Origin of the sequence: Acinetobacter schindleri (assembly GCF_010918895.1) — a bacterium.
Taxonomy (GTDB): Bacteria; Pseudomonadota; Gammaproteobacteria; order Pseudomonadales; family Moraxellaceae; genus Acinetobacter; species Acinetobacter schindleri.
On the sequence record NZ_CP044483.1, the window covers coordinates 1,176,216 to 1,193,528 of the forward strand.

18 protein-coding genes are annotated in these 17,313 nt (G+C 43.1%); 11 read left to right on the plus strand and 7 right to left on the minus strand.

What is annotated here, in order from left to right; all coding sequences use genetic code 11:
• Positions 1–106 precede the first annotated feature (106 nt).
• The gene (queG, locus tag FSC11_RS05730) at positions 107–1,201 is read right to left on the minus strand and encodes a tRNA epoxyqueuosine(34) reductase QueG (protein WP_163165673.1); all 1,095 of its coding nucleotides are present in this window, start codon (positions 1,199–1,201) and stop codon (positions 107–109) included.
• A gap of 23 nt (positions 1,202–1,224) precedes the next feature.
• Here queG and FSC11_RS05735 point away from each other — a divergent pair, with 23 nt between their 5' ends.
• The 3 genes from FSC11_RS05735 to FSC11_RS16495 all read left to right on the plus strand — a co-directional run bounded on the left by FSC11_RS05735 (position 1,225) and on the right by FSC11_RS16495 (position 2,990).
• Positions 1,225–2,697 (plus strand): NAD(P)H-hydrate dehydratase, encoded by a 1,473-nt coding sequence (locus FSC11_RS05735; protein ID WP_163165675.1) that lies wholly within the window; start codon positions 1,225–1,227, stop codon positions 2,695–2,697.
• Between the two features lie 7 nt (positions 2,698–2,704).
• Positions 2,705–2,806, plus strand: coding sequence for an acylphosphatase (locus tag FSC11_RS16490; RefSeq protein ID WP_227591008.1), 102 nt, complete (start codon positions 2,705–2,707; stop codon positions 2,804–2,806).
• 61 nt (positions 2,807–2,867) lie between these two features.
• Positions 2,868–2,990 (plus strand): hypothetical protein, encoded by a 123-nt coding sequence (locus FSC11_RS16495; RefSeq protein ID WP_264821145.1) that lies wholly within the window; start codon positions 2,868–2,870, stop codon positions 2,988–2,990.
• Here FSC11_RS16495 and ruvC read toward each other — a convergent pair.
• On the minus strand, positions 2,987–3,529 hold the full coding sequence (gene ruvC, locus FSC11_RS05745; protein WP_004815506.1) for a crossover junction endodeoxyribonuclease RuvC: 543 nt from the start codon (positions 3,527–3,529) through the stop codon (positions 2,987–2,989). The genes FSC11_RS16495 and ruvC overlap by 4 nt on opposite strands.
• A 120-nt stretch (positions 3,530–3,649) precedes the next feature.
• On the opposite strand from ruvC, the gene FSC11_RS05750 reads away from it, so the two are divergent.
• Together FSC11_RS05750 and FSC11_RS05755 are read left to right on the plus strand one after the other, a co-directional pair.
• On the plus strand, positions 3,650–4,216 hold the full coding sequence (locus tag FSC11_RS05750; RefSeq protein WP_004815508.1) for an FxsA family protein: 567 nt from the start codon (positions 3,650–3,652) through the stop codon (positions 4,214–4,216).
• Between the two features lie 132 nt (positions 4,217–4,348).
• The gene (locus tag FSC11_RS05755) at positions 4,349–4,987 is read left to right on the plus strand and encodes a LysE family transporter (protein ID WP_163165677.1); all 639 of its coding nucleotides are present in this window, start codon (positions 4,349–4,351) and stop codon (positions 4,985–4,987) included.
• 5 nt (positions 4,988–4,992) lie between these two features.
• Here the strand turns inward: FSC11_RS05755 and FSC11_RS05760 are convergent, their stop codons facing one another.
• The 3 genes from FSC11_RS05760 to ahpF form a co-directional block, all read right to left on the minus strand.
• Positions 4,993–5,184, minus strand: a complete 192-nt coding sequence (locus FSC11_RS05760) for a hypothetical protein (protein WP_163165679.1) — start codon at positions 5,182–5,184, stop codon at positions 4,993–4,995.
• Between the two features lie 173 nt (positions 5,185–5,357).
• Positions 5,358–5,603 carry a hypothetical protein gene (locus FSC11_RS05765; RefSeq protein ID WP_163165681.1) on the minus strand — a complete coding sequence of 82 codons (246 nt, stop codon included), beginning with the start codon at positions 5,601–5,603 and terminating at the stop codon, positions 5,358–5,360.
• Positions 5,604–5,905: 302 nt separating this feature from the next.
• Complete coding sequence (gene ahpF / locus FSC11_RS05770; RefSeq protein ID WP_163165683.1) at positions 5,906–7,471, minus strand: alkyl hydroperoxide reductase subunit F; 1,566 nt, start codon at positions 7,469–7,471, stop codon at positions 5,906–5,908.
• Between the two features lie 233 nt (positions 7,472–7,704).
• On the opposite strand from ahpF, the gene FSC11_RS05775 reads away from it, so the two are divergent.
• On the plus strand, positions 7,705–7,923 hold the full coding sequence (locus FSC11_RS05775) for a DUF1653 domain-containing protein (protein ID WP_048881330.1): 219 nt from the start codon (positions 7,705–7,707) through the stop codon (positions 7,921–7,923).
• A 30-nt stretch (positions 7,924–7,953) separates the two neighbouring features.
• Positions 7,954–8,544 carry an O-methyltransferase gene (locus FSC11_RS05780; protein WP_163165686.1) on the plus strand — a complete coding sequence of 197 codons (591 nt, stop codon included), beginning with the start codon at positions 7,954–7,956 and terminating at the stop codon, positions 8,542–8,544.
• A gap of 23 nt (positions 8,545–8,567) precedes the next feature.
• Here the strand turns inward: FSC11_RS05780 and FSC11_RS05785 are convergent, their stop codons facing one another.
• Positions 8,568–8,774: a KTSC domain-containing protein gene (locus tag FSC11_RS05785; RefSeq protein ID WP_004892722.1), complete on the minus strand. Its 207-nt coding sequence runs from the start codon at positions 8,772–8,774 to the stop codon at positions 8,568–8,570.
• A gap of 311 nt (positions 8,775–9,085) precedes the next feature.
• On the opposite strand from FSC11_RS05785, the gene FSC11_RS05790 reads away from it, so the two are divergent.
• A complete protein-coding gene (locus FSC11_RS05790; protein ID WP_163165688.1) occupies positions 9,086–10,177 on the plus strand; it encodes a zinc-binding metallopeptidase family protein in 1,092 nt (363 codons plus the stop codon).
• A 65-nt stretch (positions 10,178–10,242) separates the two neighbouring features.
• Here FSC11_RS05790 and ahpC read toward each other — a convergent pair whose 3' ends face one another.
• The gene (gene ahpC / locus FSC11_RS05795; protein ID WP_004815527.1) at positions 10,243–10,806 is read right to left on the minus strand and encodes an alkyl hydroperoxide reductase subunit C; all 564 of its coding nucleotides are present in this window, start codon (positions 10,804–10,806) and stop codon (positions 10,243–10,245) included.
• Between the two features lie 687 nt (positions 10,807–11,493).
• Between ahpC and hrpA the strand changes: the two genes are divergently transcribed.
• Genes hrpA through FSC11_RS05810 form a run of 3 tightly spaced genes read left to right on the plus strand, consistent with a single transcriptional unit; the run spans position 11,494 to position 17,241 of the window.
• Complete coding sequence (hrpA, locus tag FSC11_RS05800; protein ID WP_163167726.1) at positions 11,494–15,315, plus strand: ATP-dependent RNA helicase HrpA; 3,822 nt, start codon at positions 11,494–11,496, stop codon at positions 15,313–15,315.
• 30 nt (positions 15,316–15,345) lie between these two features.
• Positions 15,346–16,458 (plus strand): beta-ketoacyl-ACP synthase III, encoded by a 1,113-nt coding sequence (locus FSC11_RS05805; RefSeq protein WP_163165690.1) that lies wholly within the window; start codon positions 15,346–15,348, stop codon positions 16,456–16,458.
• Positions 16,459–16,473: 15 nt separating this feature from the next.
• Positions 16,474–17,241, plus strand: coding sequence for a lysophospholipid acyltransferase family protein (locus tag FSC11_RS05810; protein WP_163165692.1), 768 nt, complete (start codon positions 16,474–16,476; stop codon positions 17,239–17,241).
• Positions 17,242–17,313: the final 72 nt, after the last annotated feature.

Sequence of the window (17,313 nt, forward strand, 5' to 3'; positions counted from 1 at the left end):
CGTCCCTCCATTTTAGTTCTGAGACTATTTAAATTTATGCCACAGTCTGAAAATAAGGTGTGTAAGGCTTTTAAGGGAATCTGTGACACCAGGTAAAAATAGACAATTATCTGGATTTAGAAAGTTGTTCCTGAATCGACCAATCGATATGTACCTGTACAACTTCATCATGTTGAGCGCGAGAGTTTTGCAAGGCCTGAATAATCGCTGGATTAAACGGCGCATTGCCTAAACCAATAGCAATATTGCGCATAAAGCTTTGATAACCGGTACGCCGTAGTGGACTACCTTCTGTCGAAGCTAAAAAGGTGGGCTCATCCCATTGCCATAAATCCAGCAGGCTGGCTTGATCCAGTCCATGCCGTGGATGAAAGTCTGCAATGGTCGTCGTCTTGGCAAAGCTGTTCCATGGACAAATCAACTGACAGTCATCACAACCAAATACCCGGTTACCAATGCCACGACGAAGATCCTCAGGGATAATACCTTTATATTCAATGGTCAGATAGGCAATACAGCGCCGTGCATCCAGCATATACGGCTCAACAATCGCCTGTGTCGGGCAGATATCGATACAGGCCGTACAAGAACCACAGTGTTTGGTCGTCGGTTCATCAAATGGCAGTTCCAGTGAAGTAAACAGTTCGCCGAGTACAAAGAAAGAACCGGATTTTTTATGAATCAGCAGCGTATGTTTACCAGTCCAGCCCATACCGGCATTTTCAGCCAGAGACTTTTCAAAAACGGGTGCTGAATCGGCAAAAGGACGTGATTCAAATTCTCCGACTTTTTCTTTGATTTTAGCTGACAGCATTTTTAGCCGACCACGCATGGTCTTGTGATAATCACGACCACGGGCATAGCGGGCAATAATTGCAGAATTTGGTGCATCGGGAACCATTCTCGGTTCAGGTGATTCGACTAGATAATCCATACGAACACAGATGATTGATCTAGTATTTGGAATTAATAGTGTTGGATCAGCGCGTTTTTCCAGATTTTCTTCCAGAAATTTCATATCGCCATGATAACCACGCTCCAGATATTCCTTCAGACGTGGCAATTCTGCTTGAGCATCCGGCCGGGCAATGACACAATCAGAAAAACCCAATTCCAGCGCTTGTACTTTGATCCATGCTTTGAGGGCTTCTGAATCCTCTTGAAAAACCTGAATTTGCGCGGGAGAATCGGGTGTAGTCATAAACCGGGAACAGGGAATAAAAAATGCAGCAACAAGTTTACCATAGCCCCGTTTATCATAGCCAAAGTATTCAAGCTTGGGAGCAGCGTTGGTTTGCCCGAAAAAACAGTTCTTATGGTCTGATGCAGCAAGTGGCCTGGAGCATTGTACAGCGCCTGATTCCTTTATTTGTTGAAGAGAATGTTCAAAAGGTCGCGGTCTGTTGTGGGCAGGGTAATAATGCCGGAGATGGCTATCTGGTCGGGAAGTACCTACAGCAGGCTGGTTTTGAGGTAGAGATTTATGCAGCAGAAAAGGGTGGTTCACAGGATCTGGCTTCGGCGAGTCAGGAAGCACTTGATGCAGGCATAAAAGTCTATCCGCATTTTGATTTTCAGACTGAATATGATGCCTATATTGATGCGTTATTTGGGATAGGTCTTAACCGTGATCTCAATGACACATGGCAACAGATGATTCTAAGTATTAATGCTCAAAAGGGCTTAAAAATCGCAATCGACATTCCAAGTGGTCTCCATGCTAATACTGGGCAACCTTTGCCAGTCGCTATTCAAGCTGATTATACTTATACGGCACTGGGGCTTAAAACAGGTTTGTTTACCGGGCAGGGGAAAGCCTACGTTGGGCAAGTGGAATGTATATCTGCAATTCCAACCGATGCTGAATTGAAACCTGTTGCTCAGTTATCTGATACTCACATCCATTTACCAAAACGTCAGGCCTTTGGACATAAGGGTAGTTATGGACATGTACTGGTGATTGGCGGTCATGCTGATATGGGTGGTGCAGTAATCATGTCAGCTGAAGCTGCATTTGCAGCAGGAGCGGGTAAAGTGACTGTTATTTGTGATGCCAAACATCATACGGCAATCCTTTCACGGGCACCAAATATCATGCTCCGGGATATGAATGCCCTAGATGAAAATCAGCGTGACAATCTGTTGCAGCAAGTAGATGCCGTTTGTTTTGGTATGGGCTTGGGACGTGATCTCTGGGCTGAACAGCAGTATCAGTTCTGGTTTAGTGCCATTCAGCAATCTCAGCTGGAGATCGTACTAGATGCTGATGCGCTGTGGTTCCTGGCAAAGCGACCAGAACAATTAAATCCACGAACCTATTGCACCCCTCATCCGGGCGAAGCCGCGACTTTATTGAAATCTAAAACTCAAGAAATCGAAGCTGACCGAATCGCTGCTATTCATACCTTACAGCAGAAATTCCAAGGACAGTGGGTCTTGAAAGGCTCAGGCAGTCTGATTCTGGAAGATCAGCTGTATATCTGTACTGCTGGCAATCCGGGTATGGGCACTGGAGGGATGGGCGATGTACTGGCTGGCATGATTGCCAGTCTGAAAGCCCAGTTGCATGAGGATATTCATCTGCACGAAGTCGTGACTTTACATGCCTTGGCCGGAGATGAGTTGGCAAAATATGGTCAGCGTGGTTTGCAGGCACAGGATATGAAACAAGCCATTTATAAAGTGGTTAATCTTTAGGGAAGTCATGATGCAGGCCGTGAAACTGATTATTTCAGGAACAGTGCAGAAAGTAGGCTATCGAAATTGGTTTGCAGTTCAGACAGTAGAACTGGAATTAAAAGGCTAAAAATCTGCCAACTGCACAGGTAGAGGCTGTAGTGGTTGGAGATGAGAGAAAAATTCAGGAGATGATTATACGTAGTCAAAAGGGACCAATTCATGTGGATGTAGCTGATATTCAGCAACTTGAATTAAATCCAGCTGAATATCAGTTTGACAATTTTCAGATCAAACGTTCATTTAATGATTAACGACGTCTGCTGACACGGCTACGTCCACGTGCCATGCCACCTAAAGCATTCAGTACTGCCATCTTGCTCATGCTACCCGAAGCATGGGCATGACAGATTGCTGCAGCCAAGGCATCCGCTGCATCCTGTTGGGGTTTGATGCTGAGGTTTAGAATTTTCATGACCATCATCTGCACCTGTTCTTTTTCTGCTGCACCGTAGCCAACCACAGACTGTTTGATCTGACGTGCCGTATATTCAGCGACTTGCAGATCCAGATTGACCAGTGCTGCAATGGCCGCACCACGGGCTTGGCCGAGTTTCAGGGCAGAGTCCGGGTTTTGTGCCATAAACACTTGTTCTACAGCCGCTTCTGTCGGACCATAGAATTTAACAATACGTTCAACCCCGGCAAAAATTCGCTTTAATCGCTCAGGCATTTCCGCAGTTTCTGTCCTAATGGTTCCTGCATCCACAAAAGACAGTTTGGAACCTTCTTTTTGAATAATGCCATACCCTGTAAGACGTGAACCTGGGTCAATCCCAATAATTAATGACATGCCTGCACTTTAAAAATAAAATAATGCCCATATTGTTACATAAGCGTATCAAAAAAGCTTGATCCTGATGAAGCAGTTGATTACATCCTTAATTATTGAATAGAGATTAGATTAATTTTCATGAAATTATTTCTTATTATCCTTGCTGGCGTAATCCTGGAAGTATTTGTGTGGATTGGCGTGGGCGACCTCGTCGGGAGCATGTGGTACGTCTTTTTCTGGTTTGTGGCCGCATTCTTTATCGGTATGAACCTGATTCGTAAATATGCCACCGGACTCATGCCGCAGATGCAACAAATGCAGATGGGCCAGATGAGTGCCGATCCGGCCATGACCAATAATCTGCCGAAAATTCTGGCTGGGTTTTTCCTGCTGATTCCAGGTCTGATTACAGACGTGCTGGCGGTATTAATGCTGATCCCGGCTGTACAACAGGCATTTAAAGCAGCGATGATGAAAGTCATGATGAAACGCCAGCAAGCCATGATGGAAAAAATGATGGGTGGCATGATGGGCGATATGGGCGGTGCTCAAGGTCAGAATCCATTTGCAGAAATGATGCGTCAGATGCAGGAAATGCAAAATCAGCAAGGTGGTCGTGGCGATTCAACCATTATTGATGGTGAAGCACGTGAAGTGACGCCAGAAGCGAAAAAGATTGAAATGAAAGATGTGAATCCAAAATAATTTCGATTTACATTTATGCAGCCGGATCCCATGATTCGGCTTTTTTATGTGAGTAAATTAAGATAAAAGTACTGCGAAAATTTAAACAAAAGTTATAATGCTGCGGTTTCAGTCATTGCTAATAGAAGAAATATGTCTTTGTTGTTAACCATTTGTGGTTTGCATTTTATTGCTCAACTGAGCCCCGGACCGGACGTCCTGCTGATTGCACGAAGTGCAGCATCTACTACCCGTGCCAATACCTTAAAAATTATTGCCGGCATTTCGGCAGGGATCGTGGTTTGGGTAGTGCTGACCCTGGCTGGTTTTACCGTGCTGATTGACCAATTCCCCTGGATTCAGCAAGTACTCATGATTGTGGGTGGAGCATTTCTGGCAAGAATGGGCTGGGCGATGCTCAAAGGCGGATTACAGGCATTTAAACAGCGCCATGAAGCCAGCGATGATCAAATAATGATGAATGAAGCGAAAAATTATTTTACTTTGGGTTTGTTGACCAATCTGTCTAATCCCAAAACACTGATTTATTTTAGCAGTGTTTTTTCATTGGCCCTCAGCTCATCAGCTTCAGATTATCTGAAATCACAGCTGGCAGTGATTATTCCACTACAAACTTTCCTGACTTTTGCTTTGCTGATGCTACTCATCTCTCAGCCGAAAATCAAAGTGCTGTACCAACGTGCAGGCAACTATATAGATTTGATTTCGGGCATACTGTTCCTGATCTTTGCAATCTGGCTTTGGTATGACGCATTGGTTTTAATGAATTAAGAAGATCAATCCTGACGAGAGAGATCTTGGTCAACTAAAATAGGGGAAACAGTAGCTTCCTCTTTTTTTTCATCTGTTTTTTGTGAAGAGCTATAACGGTTTGGTTTTAACGTAGCTTCTGTATTTTCTGAACCTTGATAACTGCGACTGCGGTTCGCACGTTCTCTTAAACCACCTTTGCGAATTAACTGCACCATACTCAAAACCTCTACAAGACTTGTATTATTGTAAATCAACTGGACAGAGCATTGCGGAATTTCTAAGGTATATACCTAGTCTTGCAAGAATCAGTGTTTATAAAATGATTCGGCCTGATACTGAATATCAGGCCCCTGAGGAAAATGAACCATGAAAATCATCACTGTTTGAATTAAGAAGATTGTTTTACTTCGAGTTGTAATGCATTGAAAATAGTGTCTTTGGTGGGTACATCCTGTTGGGCTTGTGAAGAGACATGAACCACTTTAAATACGACTGCTGCAGCTAAGCAGGCCAATAGGCACAACATCCAGAAACTATAAGGACTTCTGATGTTGTGTGAGCCACAATTTGGACATGAAGTATCGGTAGATGAAACAGCTTTATTGCAGCATGCACAATGATATTGATACTGCATATTCTTCTCCTTATTTTACTAGTTTTTATGGTTATTATTTTTAAACATCAATTTTGAATTGTGTGTTTATATTATGTGAGGAAATGTTTGTATTCGATAGTGCATAGTGAGGTTAAGCATGTAAGCAATTGTGGACAATGTTTTATCCAGAAAGAGTTTTAATTTATTTAAATTATCTGATGATGAACAGAATTTCCTCTAAAAATTCTCAACAACTCTATTCAAGCATATCGCCTATTTAATGTAATCTTTAAATAAAAACAGCCTGCATAAAGCAGGCTGTTTTTATTTAATTCAAATGATTACTGACCCGAACGGATGATGTAATCAAATGCCGACAGTGATGCTTTCGCGCCTTCACCTGTGGCAATGATGATCTGCTTGTAAGGTACTGTGGTGCAGTCACCCGCAGCAAATACACCTTTCACATTGGTTTCATTGCGCTCGTTAATCACAATCTCACCGCGGTTGCTTAACTCAACTTTGGTTTCTTTCAGGAAGTCGGTATTCGGCAACAAACCGATCTGAACGAAGATCCCTGCAAGCTCAACCGTATGCTCTTCATCGGTCGCACGGTCTTTGTATTTTAGTGCAGTTACTTGTGAACCATCACCCACTACTTCTGTTGAAAGCGCATTCTTGATCACCGTGGTGTTCGGCAAGCTGTTGAGTTTGTCCTGAAGTACCTGATCCGCACGTAGTTTGGTATCAAACTCAACCAGGGTGACATGCTCAACAATACCAGCAAGGTCGATCGCAGCTTCTACACCTGAGTTCCCCCCACCAATTACCGCAACACGTTTGCCTTTGAATAGTGGACCATCACAGTGTGGGCAGTAGGCAACACCACGGGTTTTGTATTCCTGCTCACCTGGAACATTCATCTCTCTCCAGCGTGCACCGGTTGACAGGATTACAGTTTTAGATTCAAGTTTGGCACCATTTTCTAAAGTCACTTCAACCAGACCGTTGGCAGTTTCATCTGCACCCTTGATGTCAGATACACGTTGCAGGTTCATGATGTCGACACCGTATTCACGTACGTGGGCTTCCATCTCGGCAGCAAATTTTGGACCTTGGGTCTTTTGCACTGAAGTGAAGTTTTCGATGTCCATGGTATCCATGACCTGACCACCCATACGTTCAGCCACGATCCCGGTTTTGATTCCTTTACGCGCTGCGTAGATTGCAGAGGTGTTCCCCGCAGGACCACCACCAATCACAAGAACATCAAACGCTTCTTTGGTATTGAGTTTTTCAGCATCTTTCGCTGCAGAATTGGTATCCAGTTTGGCAATGATTTCTTCCAACGTCATACGACCCTGACCGATGTGTTCATTGTCCTGAAATACCATAGGTACAGCCATGATTTTACGTTCTTCCACTTCTTCCTGGAAGAAAGCACCATCGATCATGGTTGCTGTTGTACCTGGGTTATAGATAGCAATCAGGTTGAGTGCCTGAACCACATCCGGACAGTTATGACAGCTTAAAGAGACAAACACATCAAAGTCAGACTTGATCCCTAAACCTTTGATCGACTCAAGAACTTCATCCGATACTTTCGGTGCATAACCCGAAGTTTGCAGCAATGCCAGAATCAGCGATGTGAACTCATGACCCATTGGCAGGCCTGCGAAGAACACACGAGGCTGTTCACCGGCTTTAGCCACACCAAAGCTTGGTGCACGTTTGTTGTTACCATCAAAACGGGCAGTCACTAAATCAGACAGTGCAGCGATTTCTTCTACAAGTTCTTTGATTTTTGCAGATTTATCCGAAGCATCTAAAGTGGCTACCAGTTCGATTGGTCCTTCAAGGCGTTCTAAAAGGGTTTTTAATTGGGCTGCTGTATTTTGATCTAACATTGCTAACGTCTCCAAAGGAGTAATAATTTATTCGATAAAAGAATATTAAGTGAAATAGATGAATAGGTAAAACAGGTAGTTTTTATTTATTCAATCGGAAATTTAGATGAAATAGAAATTTCATCATTAATATCAAACTTATATCGGGGTAATAATGGAATTTTCAAGTGATCTAGCAGTATTGTGATAATTTTCAGTTAAGATGAATCTGCTTCAATCGAGTGAGTAAAATAATGGAACTTCAACGCGGAATTTATCAGCATTACAAAGGTCAATTATACCAGGTTCTGCATGTTGCCACGCATAGTGAGACTGAAGAAAAGCTGGTGGTTTATCAATGTCTATACGGTGACTATTCAATCTGGGTGCGTCCACTCAGCATGTTCACTGAGGTGATAACTTTAGATGACGATCGTGAATTAGAGCGCTTTAAACTGATCACAGCACTATAAAACCTAATCATTTGAATAAGAGAGTAGAGCGTGGAAAACATAAGTCATTTTCAAAACTATGTTCGTGAATTATATGCTCGCTTTAGTGCGCATGATGCTGGTCTAAGTGATCGGTTACAGCGCTATCGTAATATCGAACCTGCATCGGCACAGTTTCTCTCTATACTTATTCGTGCACAACAGTCTAAATGTGTGCTTGAGATCGGAACATCTACAGGTTATTCCACTTTATGGTTGGCCGAAGCTTTATCAAGCACGCAAGGTCACATGGTGACTCTGGAAATTGATGCCGAGCGCTCGAAAGAAGCCCAGTTACATGCTCAACATTTAAAGCTGGACAGTTATATTGATTTTCAGGTAGCAGATGCATTGGATTATTTACAATCCTGTCAGCAGCAGTTCGATTTTATTCTGCTGGATGCTGAGCGTGATGCTTATGTTGAATATTGGAGTTACCTGCCGCAATTATTGCAACGGCAGGGGGGGTTACTTGTAGTGGATAATGTACTTTCTCATGCAGAACAGGTAGCAGTATTCAAGGCATTGGTCGATCTGGATAAGCGTTTTGTTTCTTCTACAGTGGATATCGGTGCAGGCTTACTCCTGATTACTTTTCAATAATAGTTTCGAGTAAATAGTCCGTTTTAATCACTGTAAATCCGGGTAAAATTAAGATCATATTCCAGGTATTTTTTCACAAAGGCCGCCTTGTCATGACGCCTGAGTAAGTTGTCATAAATATATTCGGGCACTGGATGATAGAGCTCGGTTAAACCATTGTCATAGAAAATTTTAAGCTGGCGGCTTGAAGGATTATATTTCCAGGAAATTACTGTTAAAAGTAGAGCCATACTACACCTCCAATAGACAGGAAGATTTAGATTTAATTCTTATTGGTCTATCTCTTGAACTTAATTCAAGGGCACTGAGTTCTATATAGTTGCTTTGTAAATTTACTCTCTTTCTTAGCTCTTCTAACATGATCAATTCAATCAATAGCTCAGGGTAAAATCTTCATCAAGAAACGATACATTTCAATTAAGCAAAAAATATGCAAACTATTGATACCTGTTGTAAGAAAATGCTACAAAAAATTTAAGGTAGTCAAAAAAAACTGCTTTAAGATGAGGGGAAAACAAGAACGAAGCAGAGTTATTTCTACATGCAATTATTTAAGTGCTCCCATTGCCATCAACCTGTTTATTTTGATAATAATTACTGTACTGCATGTCAACATCTGCTGGGGTTTGATAGCTCGACCATGTTGATGGTGGCTTTAGAATCCAATGCAGATGGATCAATACTGACAGAACCAGATACACAGGCCAAATACCGTTATTGTGCTAATGCCGAGTATGCGGTGTGTAACTGGGTGATTCCGCAAGAAGATCCGCATGACTTCTGTCTGGCTTGTCGCCTGAATCGTGTGATTCCCAATTTAAATGAACCCCAGTATCGACTGCGCTGGCATAAAATTGAACTCGCAAAACATCGCCTGGTTTATTCTTTATTGCGCTGGAAGTTACCGTTGCAGTCTCGGCAGGAAAATCCTGAATCTGGTTTAGCTTTTGATTTTAAGGCCAATCCAAATAGTCCTGATGAACCTAAAGTCATGACTGGACATGATAATGGGGTAATTACCCTTAATATTGCAGAAGCAGATGATGTCGAACGCGCCATGGAACGCAAGAATATGGAGGAGCTTTATCGCACCTTGCTTGGGCATTTTCGGCATGAAATTGGGCATTATTACTGGGATGTACTGGTAGATAACACCGAATTCCTGGAGCCTTGCCGGCAACTGTTTGGGGACGAGCGCATGGACTATCAGGAAGCTTTAGATCGGCATTATCATCAAGGACCACCCGCAGACTGGATGGAGCGTTATATCAGCACATATGCCACCATGCATCCTTGGGAGGACTGGGCTGAAACCTGGGCACACTATCTGCACATCGTCGATGTGCTGGAAACCGCCGATTCCTTCGGCATGCAGATCCATCCACATGTAGTAGAAGAACGTGATGATCAGTTCATGACCTTGGTAAAGCGGATTAATCCTTATTACACCTGTAATTTTGATGAAATTTATCAGGCCTGGTTACCCGTAGCTTTTGCCATGAATAGCTTGAACCGCAGTATGGGGCAGGATGATTTTTATCCTTTCCTGATTAATCCGGTCGTGCAACAGAAATTGAAATTCATCCATGATGTGATTCAGACGACAGCTGGTGCACAGCGTAAAGTTGCCTGATACTGTTTAAATAAAAAAGCCACGCAAATGCGTGGCTTTTTTCAATCAGTGCCATCTAATACAGATTAGATTTTACCAACTAGGTCGATTGAAGGAGCAAGAGTGGCTTCGCCTTCTTTCCATTTAGCTGGGCAAACTTCGCCTGGGTGAGCGTGTACGTACTGAGCTGCTTTAACTTTACGAAGAAGTTCTTGAGCATCACGGCCGATACCACCAGCGTTGATTTCAACGATTTGGATTTTGCCTTCTGGATCGATAACGAAAGTACCACGGTCCGCAAGGCCGTCAGCTTCGATTAGAACTTCGAAGTTTTTAGAAAGAGTCCAAGTTGGATCGCCGATTAATGGGTACTGAATTTTACCAATTACGTCAGAAGTATCGTGCCAAGCTTTGTGAGTGAAGTGAGTGTCAGTAGAAACACCGTAGATTTCCACACCTAGTTTTTGGAATTCAGCGTAGTTGTCAGCAAGGTCACCAAGTTCCGTTGGGCAAACAAAAGTGAAGTCAGCTGGGTAGAAGAATACTACAGACCATTTGCCTTTAAGGTCAGCTTCAGTAACTTCAACAAATTGGCCATTGTGGAAAGCAGTTGCTTTAAATGGTTTAACTTCAGTATTAATCAAGCTCATCATTGTCTCCATGATTGAGGTTAGTCTTTAATTTTGAATAAGAGTATCGAACTTTGGGTCTTAGCTAAAATGGTATTTTTACATTACAAAAATCGGAAAAACCGAATTATGTAACTGACTGCCAGTTTACCCAAGTCATCTTTATGTACATTCGGCATAGCCAGAGCTGCCTGGATGACAAAACATGTTCGGTCATCAACCTGCATAAGAACATGATGTTTTACGCGACAAAATTCAAGGGTAAAGCTTAAAAAAATCTTATTTTTTTCAAATAAATTGATTTAATTTGAGAATGTGAAGACTGCGAAGCTCCTGATTTTATAAATATCTTGTAGTTTGATGATATGTGAAAAGTAAATCGTATCAGTCGTAAGCAAAGGTGTCTTTTTAAATAGCCTAAGCATTTTATGGCTTATTTTAAAATTTTGACTTGAAATGGATAGCTCTGGGTATTGAGAGAGAAGCCTGAGTATTTACTTGCTGGCAATATTTTAAAAATACGAATCAGCTCCAGATCCGAGCGCAATGTAAATCATAGCTTTTAGTCACGCTGCAACAACCAAATTACGCTCTAAGTGCGCATAAGTACATTGGGAAAATGCATGAAAGTGAGTAGAATAGTATGTTTTAGAATAGTTGTAGGGCGCTGACTTGGCTGCGAAAGGTTTAAATGTCGAAAACTGGGTGATGGCACGTGACCTCCACCGTTTAAATCGTTTACGTAAGGGTAAGGATGCCAATGAAAAGCAATACCAAGAATTATTCGAAAAATCGCATTTAAAAGTTCTAGAGCGTGTCGAACGTATTCCGAATATCAAGCTGAATCAGGAACTTCCGGTCACCCAATATACCGATAAACTGATTGAAGCGATTCAAAAACACCAAGTTATTATTGTTGCTGGTGAAACGGGTTCCGGTAAAACCACACAGTTGCCCCAAATTGCCATGTTGGCCGGACGCGGTCTGACCGGCCTGATTGGTCATACCCAGCCACGTCGTCTGGCTGCGCGTAGTGTATCGCAACGTATTGCAGAAGAAGTTGGGGAAAAGCTCGGCGAGTCAATTTCCTTTAAGGTCCGTTTTAATGAGCAGGGTTCACAGGATTCTCTGGTTCGTTTAATGACGGACGGTATCTTGCTGGCTGAACTGGCCAATGACCGCTTCCTGACCAAATATGACACCATCATTATCGATGAAGCACACGAACGTTCATTGAACATCGACTTTATTATGGGTTATCTGAAGCAGTTACTGCCACGTCGTAAAGATCTGAAGGTTATCATTACCTCAGCAACACTGGATGTAAACCGCTTTAGTAACTACTTTAATGGTGCACCAATCTTTGAAGTCGAAGGTCGTAGCTATCCGGTTGAACTGCGTTATCGTCCAATTTCGGAAATGACGATTGGCGGTAGTGATGACGACGAATTTGATGATTTTGAAGAAAACCTGCCACGTGCAGTCGTAGCCGCTGTAGAAGAATGTTTTCAGGATGCGCAAGAGAAAGGTCATCCTGAACATGCCGATATCCTGATTTTTGCCAGTACTGAACAGGAAATTCGTGAGCTTCAGGAGACTCTGATCAAGCATGGTCCACGACATACTGAAGTTTTACCGTTGTATGCGCGGCTGGCTTTAGCTGAACAGCAAAAAATCTTTAATCCATCTGGTGGTGGTCGACGCATTATTATCGCGACCAACGTGGCGGAAACTGCACTGACAGTGCCGAACATCCGTTATGTAATTGATAGCGGTTTTGCCCGTATCTCGCGTTATAACTATCGCTCACGTGTACAGCGCCTGCCAATTGAAGCGATTTCCCAGGCCGCAGCGAATCAGCGTAAAGGTCGTTGTGGTCGTATTGCGCCGGGTGTATGTATTCGCCTGTATTCAGAAGAAGACTTTTTAAGTCGTCCTGAGTTTACTGAACCGGAAATCAAGCGAACTAACCTGGCATCAGTCATCTTGCAAATGCAGAGTCTGAAACTGGGTTCACTGGAAGAATTCGATTTTATTGAGCCACCAGATCACCGTTTAGTGAATGATGGTCGTAAGCTCTTAATTGAGCTTGGGGCAATGTCCGAGAAGAAAAATGAGCTGACCAAGATTGGTTATCAAATGGCAAAAATGCCGATTGATCCACGTCTGGCACGGATGATTCTCGGTGGAGCACATTTCGGCGTTTTGAATGAAGTATTGGTGATTGTTGCTGCGCTGGCTGTCCAAGACCCACGTGAACGTCCAGCTGACAAGCAGATGCAGGCTGATCAAAAACACGCGCTGTTCCGTGAAGCAGATTCAGATTTCCTGTTTTATATCAAATTGTGGGAAACCCTGCACGCCAATCGTGAAAATATGAGCGAGAACAAGCGTCGTACTTTTGCGCGGAATCATTTCCTCAGTTGGCTACGTTTACGTGAATGGAAGAAAACCCATGAACAGTTGGTTGACCTTGCTAAGGGATTGAACCTCTCCTTTAATGAAAAGAAAGCCAGCTATGAAAATCTGCACCGTGCCTTATTAACCGGTCTGTTGTCTTTCATTGCCAACAAGACTGATGAACGTAATGTGTTTATGGCGGTGCGTCAGCAGAAGGCGCGTGTATTTCCGGCTTCGACTTTGCATAAGACCAATACCCCCTGGGTGATGGCCTTTGAAATGGTGGAAACCTCACAGGTGTATTTACGGACGCTTGCCAAAATTGAGCCGGAATGGATTCTGCTCGCTGCACGTGATCTGGTAAAACACCATTACTTTGAACCACACTGGTCTAAAAAAGCTGGCGTGGTGAATGCCTATGACCAGATTTCACTGTTTGGTCTGATCATTGAACCCAAACGTCAGATCAATTATGAGAAAGTGGATCAGGAAGCTGCACATGAAATCTTCCTGCGTGATGCACTGACCACAGGTCATCTGGGAATTACGCCACCATTCTTGAAGTATAATTTACTCAAGCTTGAAGAAGTGGAGCGGGTTGAAGACAAGCTGCGCCGTCGTGATCTGGTAGTGGATGAAGAAACCATTTATCAGTTCTATGCTTCCAAAGTGCCGCCAGAAGTGGCAAGTCGCCGTAGTTTCGAAGACTGGCGTGCTACGGTAGAGCCTCAAGATCCGCGATATCTGTTTATTGATGATGATGCATTATGGTTGAATGACCGTCCGACCACGCAGCAGTTCCCGGACTATTTGCGTAATGGTGAGTTACGTCTGGCAGCCAGCTATCGTTTTGACCCAAGCCATGATGAAGATGGCGCGACCGTTCGTATTCCACTACAGGCTTTGCCTCAAGTGGATGAAAATCTCTGGTCCTGGGGGATTCCAGGCTGGCGTCAGGACCTGATCGAAGCTTTATTAAAAGCTTTACCAAAAGATAAACGACGTAATCTGGTACCCATTCCGGATACTGCACGTAAGTTAATGGCACGTATTGATGCGACAGATTTGCAGAAGCATATCTTTAGCTTTCTGGCATTCCAGTTGCGTGGTGAACAGATTACCGAAAAAGACTTTTCGCTGGAACGCGTTGAGCAGTATCTGTTGCCTTTAATTAAGGTGATTGATGAGAAAGGTCGTGTGATTGAGCAGGGCCGCGATCTGGAAGAGCTGAAAGCCCGTTGTCGTACTGAAACACATAGTCCAGTCAAACAGCTGAAAGGTGAATATAAAACTTTCCCGGAAAGCTTTGTATTTGAAGCTTCGCAAAAAGTGACAGGTGTAGTGGTGAAACAATACCAGGCTCTGGTACCCACTAAAGACTTTGCTGCACTGGAACAGAAAGATGAATCTGGTGTGGTGATTCAGACCTTTAATGATCAGGCTGAAGCGGTTCGTCAGCATCGTGCCGGGATAATCCGCCTGGTGCATATGCAGCTCGGTGATCTGATTCGCCAACTGAAAAAACAGATTTCTAAACCACTGGCATTGGCCTATTCACCCTTGGGTGATAAAGCCAGGCTGGAACAAATGTTAGTTTATGCCACACTCCAGATGGCAATAAAAGAGCTTCCTGTCAATGTGCAAGAGTTCCAAAAGTTGTTAGAAGATGTAAAAAAATCTTTCCTAACTTATGGTCAAGCAGCTTTACGGGATATCACCGATATTTATACCCAGTGGCAGGAAATACGCCGGAAATTGTTGGTTTTAGACGGTTCTGTGTTTGGCAAGAACATTGATGACATTGAGGATCAGCTAGATTTGATGAATCTTTCTGACTTTGTTTATTCCGTACCGGCGGATGTCTGGATTGAATTTCCACGCTATCTCAAGGCACTGATTTTGCGTCTTGACCGTTTGCCAAATAATTTACAAAGGGATGATTCTGCCATTGATCAAATTGACCCTTGGATGGAAAAATTGTTCCAGTTTAAAAATGACGCTCGCCTGAAAGAACTGTATTTCATGGTTGAGGAATTGCGGATCTCTTTATTTTCACAACCGATGAAAACTAAAGCACCAGTTTCTCCGAATCGCCTACAAAAAGTATGGGATCGTCTTGGAATCAGTTAACATATAGGTAATTTCTAAAAGGAGTTTTACATGGGCATCCGCATTACAGGTACTGGTCTGTTCCATCCAACAGATTTCATTACCAATGAAGAGTTAGTTGAAAGTTTAAATGCTTATGTGGAACAGTATAACCTCGAGAATGCTGACAAAATCGCTGCGGGCGAAATTGAAGAATTGCGTGGTTCGAGTGCAGAATTTATTGAAAAAGCTTCTGGCATCAAACGCCGTTATGTCGCTGAGAAAACTGGTATTCTGGATCCAAAACGTCTTCGTCCTTTACTGCATGAACGTTCAAATGATGAATTGTCTATTCAGGCAGAGTGGGGCGTGGCTGCAGCGAAACAGGCGATGGAAAATGCAGGTGTAACTGCAGAAGACATCGATGTTGTGATTCTGTCATGTTCGAATATTCAGCGTGCTTATCCAGCGCTTGCAATTGAAATCCAGACCGCTCTGGGTATTCAAGGCTATGCATATGACATGAACGTGGCATGTTCTGCAGCAACTTTCGGGATTAAGCAGGCCGCTGATGCGATCAAGTCTGGCGCGCGCCGCGTATTAATGGTAAATGTTGAAATCACCTCTGGTCATACCGATTTCCGTTCACGTGACTGTCACTTCATCTTTGGTGATGTCGCTACTGCTTCAATCATTGAAGAGACTGAAACTAAAACTGGTTTCGAAATTGAAGATATTGAACTGTTCACCCAGTTCTCAAACAACATCCGCAATAACTTTGGTTATCTGAACCTAAGCGAAGTGGATGCTGATATCGACAATAACCGTTTCCGTCAGGACGGTCGTAAGGTGTTCAAGGAAGTTTGTCCGCTGGTTGCGAAGATGATCACCAAGCAGTTGGAAAAGAATCAGATTGAACCGACTAATGTAAAACGTTTCTGGTTGCACCAGGCGAACGTGAATATGAATGAGCTGATTCTAAAACTGATCGTAGGTAAAGAACACGCGAAGTCAGAACTGGTACCATTGATTTTGGACGAGTTTGCAAATACATCTTCAGCAGGTGTCATCATTGCATTGCACCGTACGGCACATGAAGTAAATGACGGTGAATATGGTGTGTTATGTTCATTCGGTGCGGGCTACTCTGTAGGCTCAATCCTGGTGAAAAAGCACATCGCTTAAGCTAGAGCAGACATCTTGCAGGTTCAGCATGATGCAGCCTGGATCAAACGCTTAAGCGGGTTATCCAAACTGTATTTTACGCCGACTTTTTTCGGTGCTCAGCACATTGATGCTTCACGACCAGCAATGTATGTCGGTAATCATTCGATCTATGGAGTGTTTGATTCACCCATGATTATTGATTACCTGTACAACGAACATAAAGTGGCTGTGGTCAGTATTGCGGACCATAGCCACTTTTATATTCCGCTCTGGCGTGAAATCTTCAGGAAGTTTGGCGCGATTGATGGTGTGCAGGAATATGTACGTGAAGTTATGCGCCAGGGTTATTCGATTCTGGTCTTCCCGGGTGGAGGACGAGAAGTGCTGAAACGCGAAGGCGAGCAGTACCAGCTGATCTGGAAACAGCGTTATGGCTTTTTAAGGCTGGCACAAGAATTTGACTACAATATCGTACCGTTTGCTGCCCTAGGCGGTGATGAAATTTTCGAAATTGGCTTTGATGCCCGTCAGGTCGTGGAAAATAAATACTTTCAGAAATTACTCAAAGTTTCTGCACTTAATAAACTCTTGCGTAAAGGGGATGTTATTCCTTCCTTGCCGAAAAATCTTTTCCCCAAGCGTTTACCTTTCTATTTTCAGTTTCAGCCAGCTTTATCTATCTCTCATATCCAGAGTCAAGAAGATATGACACTATTCCGTGATCAGATTCAGCAACAGATCTATCAGGCAATTGAAGAATTAAAAAATATCCGGGCATCCGAGCTATCACCTAAATCCTGAAAAATAAAAATGAACTGGGTTTAAATACGAGCTGTTTATCTGATTTATTTTATTATTTTTCTATATGAGCTA

What these genes read in the sequence shown, in the direction of transcription:
- FSC11_RS05755 (WP_163165677.1), top strand. Translation starts at nt 4,349, where the DNA reads ATGTCTTTGTTGTTAACCATTTGTGGTTTGCATTTTATTGCTCAACTG.
- ahpC (WP_004815527.1), bottom strand. Translation starts at nt 10,806, where the DNA reads ATGAGCTTGATTAATACTGAAGTTAAACCATTTAAAGCAACTGCTTTC.
- hrpA (WP_163167726.1), top strand. Translation starts at nt 11,494, where the DNA reads ATGGCACGTGACCTCCACCGTTTAAATCGTTTACGTAAGGGTAAGGAT.
- ahpF (WP_163165683.1), bottom strand. Translation starts at nt 7,471, where the DNA reads ATGTTAGATCAAAATACAGCAGCCCAATTAAAAACCCTTTTAGAACGC.
- FSC11_RS05760 (WP_163165679.1), bottom strand. Translation starts at nt 5,184, where the DNA reads ATGGTGCAGTTAATTCGCAAAGGTGGTTTAAGAGAACGTGCGAACCGC.
- FSC11_RS05750 (WP_004815508.1), top strand. Translation starts at nt 3,650, where the DNA reads ATGAAATTATTTCTTATTATCCTTGCTGGCGTAATCCTGGAAGTATTT.
- FSC11_RS05790 (WP_163165688.1), top strand. Translation starts at nt 9,086, where the DNA reads ATGCAATTATTTAAGTGCTCCCATTGCCATCAACCTGTTTATTTTGAT.
- FSC11_RS05735 (WP_163165675.1), top strand. Translation starts at nt 1,225, where the DNA reads ATGCAGCAACAAGTTTACCATAGCCCCGTTTATCATAGCCAAAGTATT.
- ruvC (WP_004815506.1), bottom strand. Translation starts at nt 3,529, where the DNA reads ATGTCATTAATTATTGGGATTGACCCAGGTTCACGTCTTACAGGGTAT.
- queG (WP_163165673.1), bottom strand. Translation starts at nt 1,201, where the DNA reads ATGACTACACCCGATTCTCCCGCGCAAATTCAGGTTTTTCAAGAGGAT.
- FSC11_RS16490 (WP_227591008.1), top strand. Translation starts at nt 2,705, where the DNA reads ATGATGCAGGCCGTGAAACTGATTATTTCAGGAACAGTGCAGAAAGTA.
- FSC11_RS05805 (WP_163165690.1), top strand. Translation starts at nt 15,346, where the DNA reads ATGGGCATCCGCATTACAGGTACTGGTCTGTTCCATCCAACAGATTTC.
- FSC11_RS16495 (WP_264821145.1), top strand. Translation starts at nt 2,868, where the DNA reads ATGATTATACGTAGTCAAAAGGGACCAATTCATGTGGATGTAGCTGAT.
- FSC11_RS05765 (WP_163165681.1), bottom strand. Translation starts at nt 5,603, where the DNA reads ATGCAGTATCAATATCATTGTGCATGCTGCAATAAAGCTGTTTCATCT.
- FSC11_RS05785 (WP_004892722.1), bottom strand. Translation starts at nt 8,774, where the DNA reads ATGGCTCTACTTTTAACAGTAATTTCCTGGAAATATAATCCTTCAAGC.
- FSC11_RS05775 (WP_048881330.1), top strand. Translation starts at nt 7,705, where the DNA reads ATGGAACTTCAACGCGGAATTTATCAGCATTACAAAGGTCAATTATAC.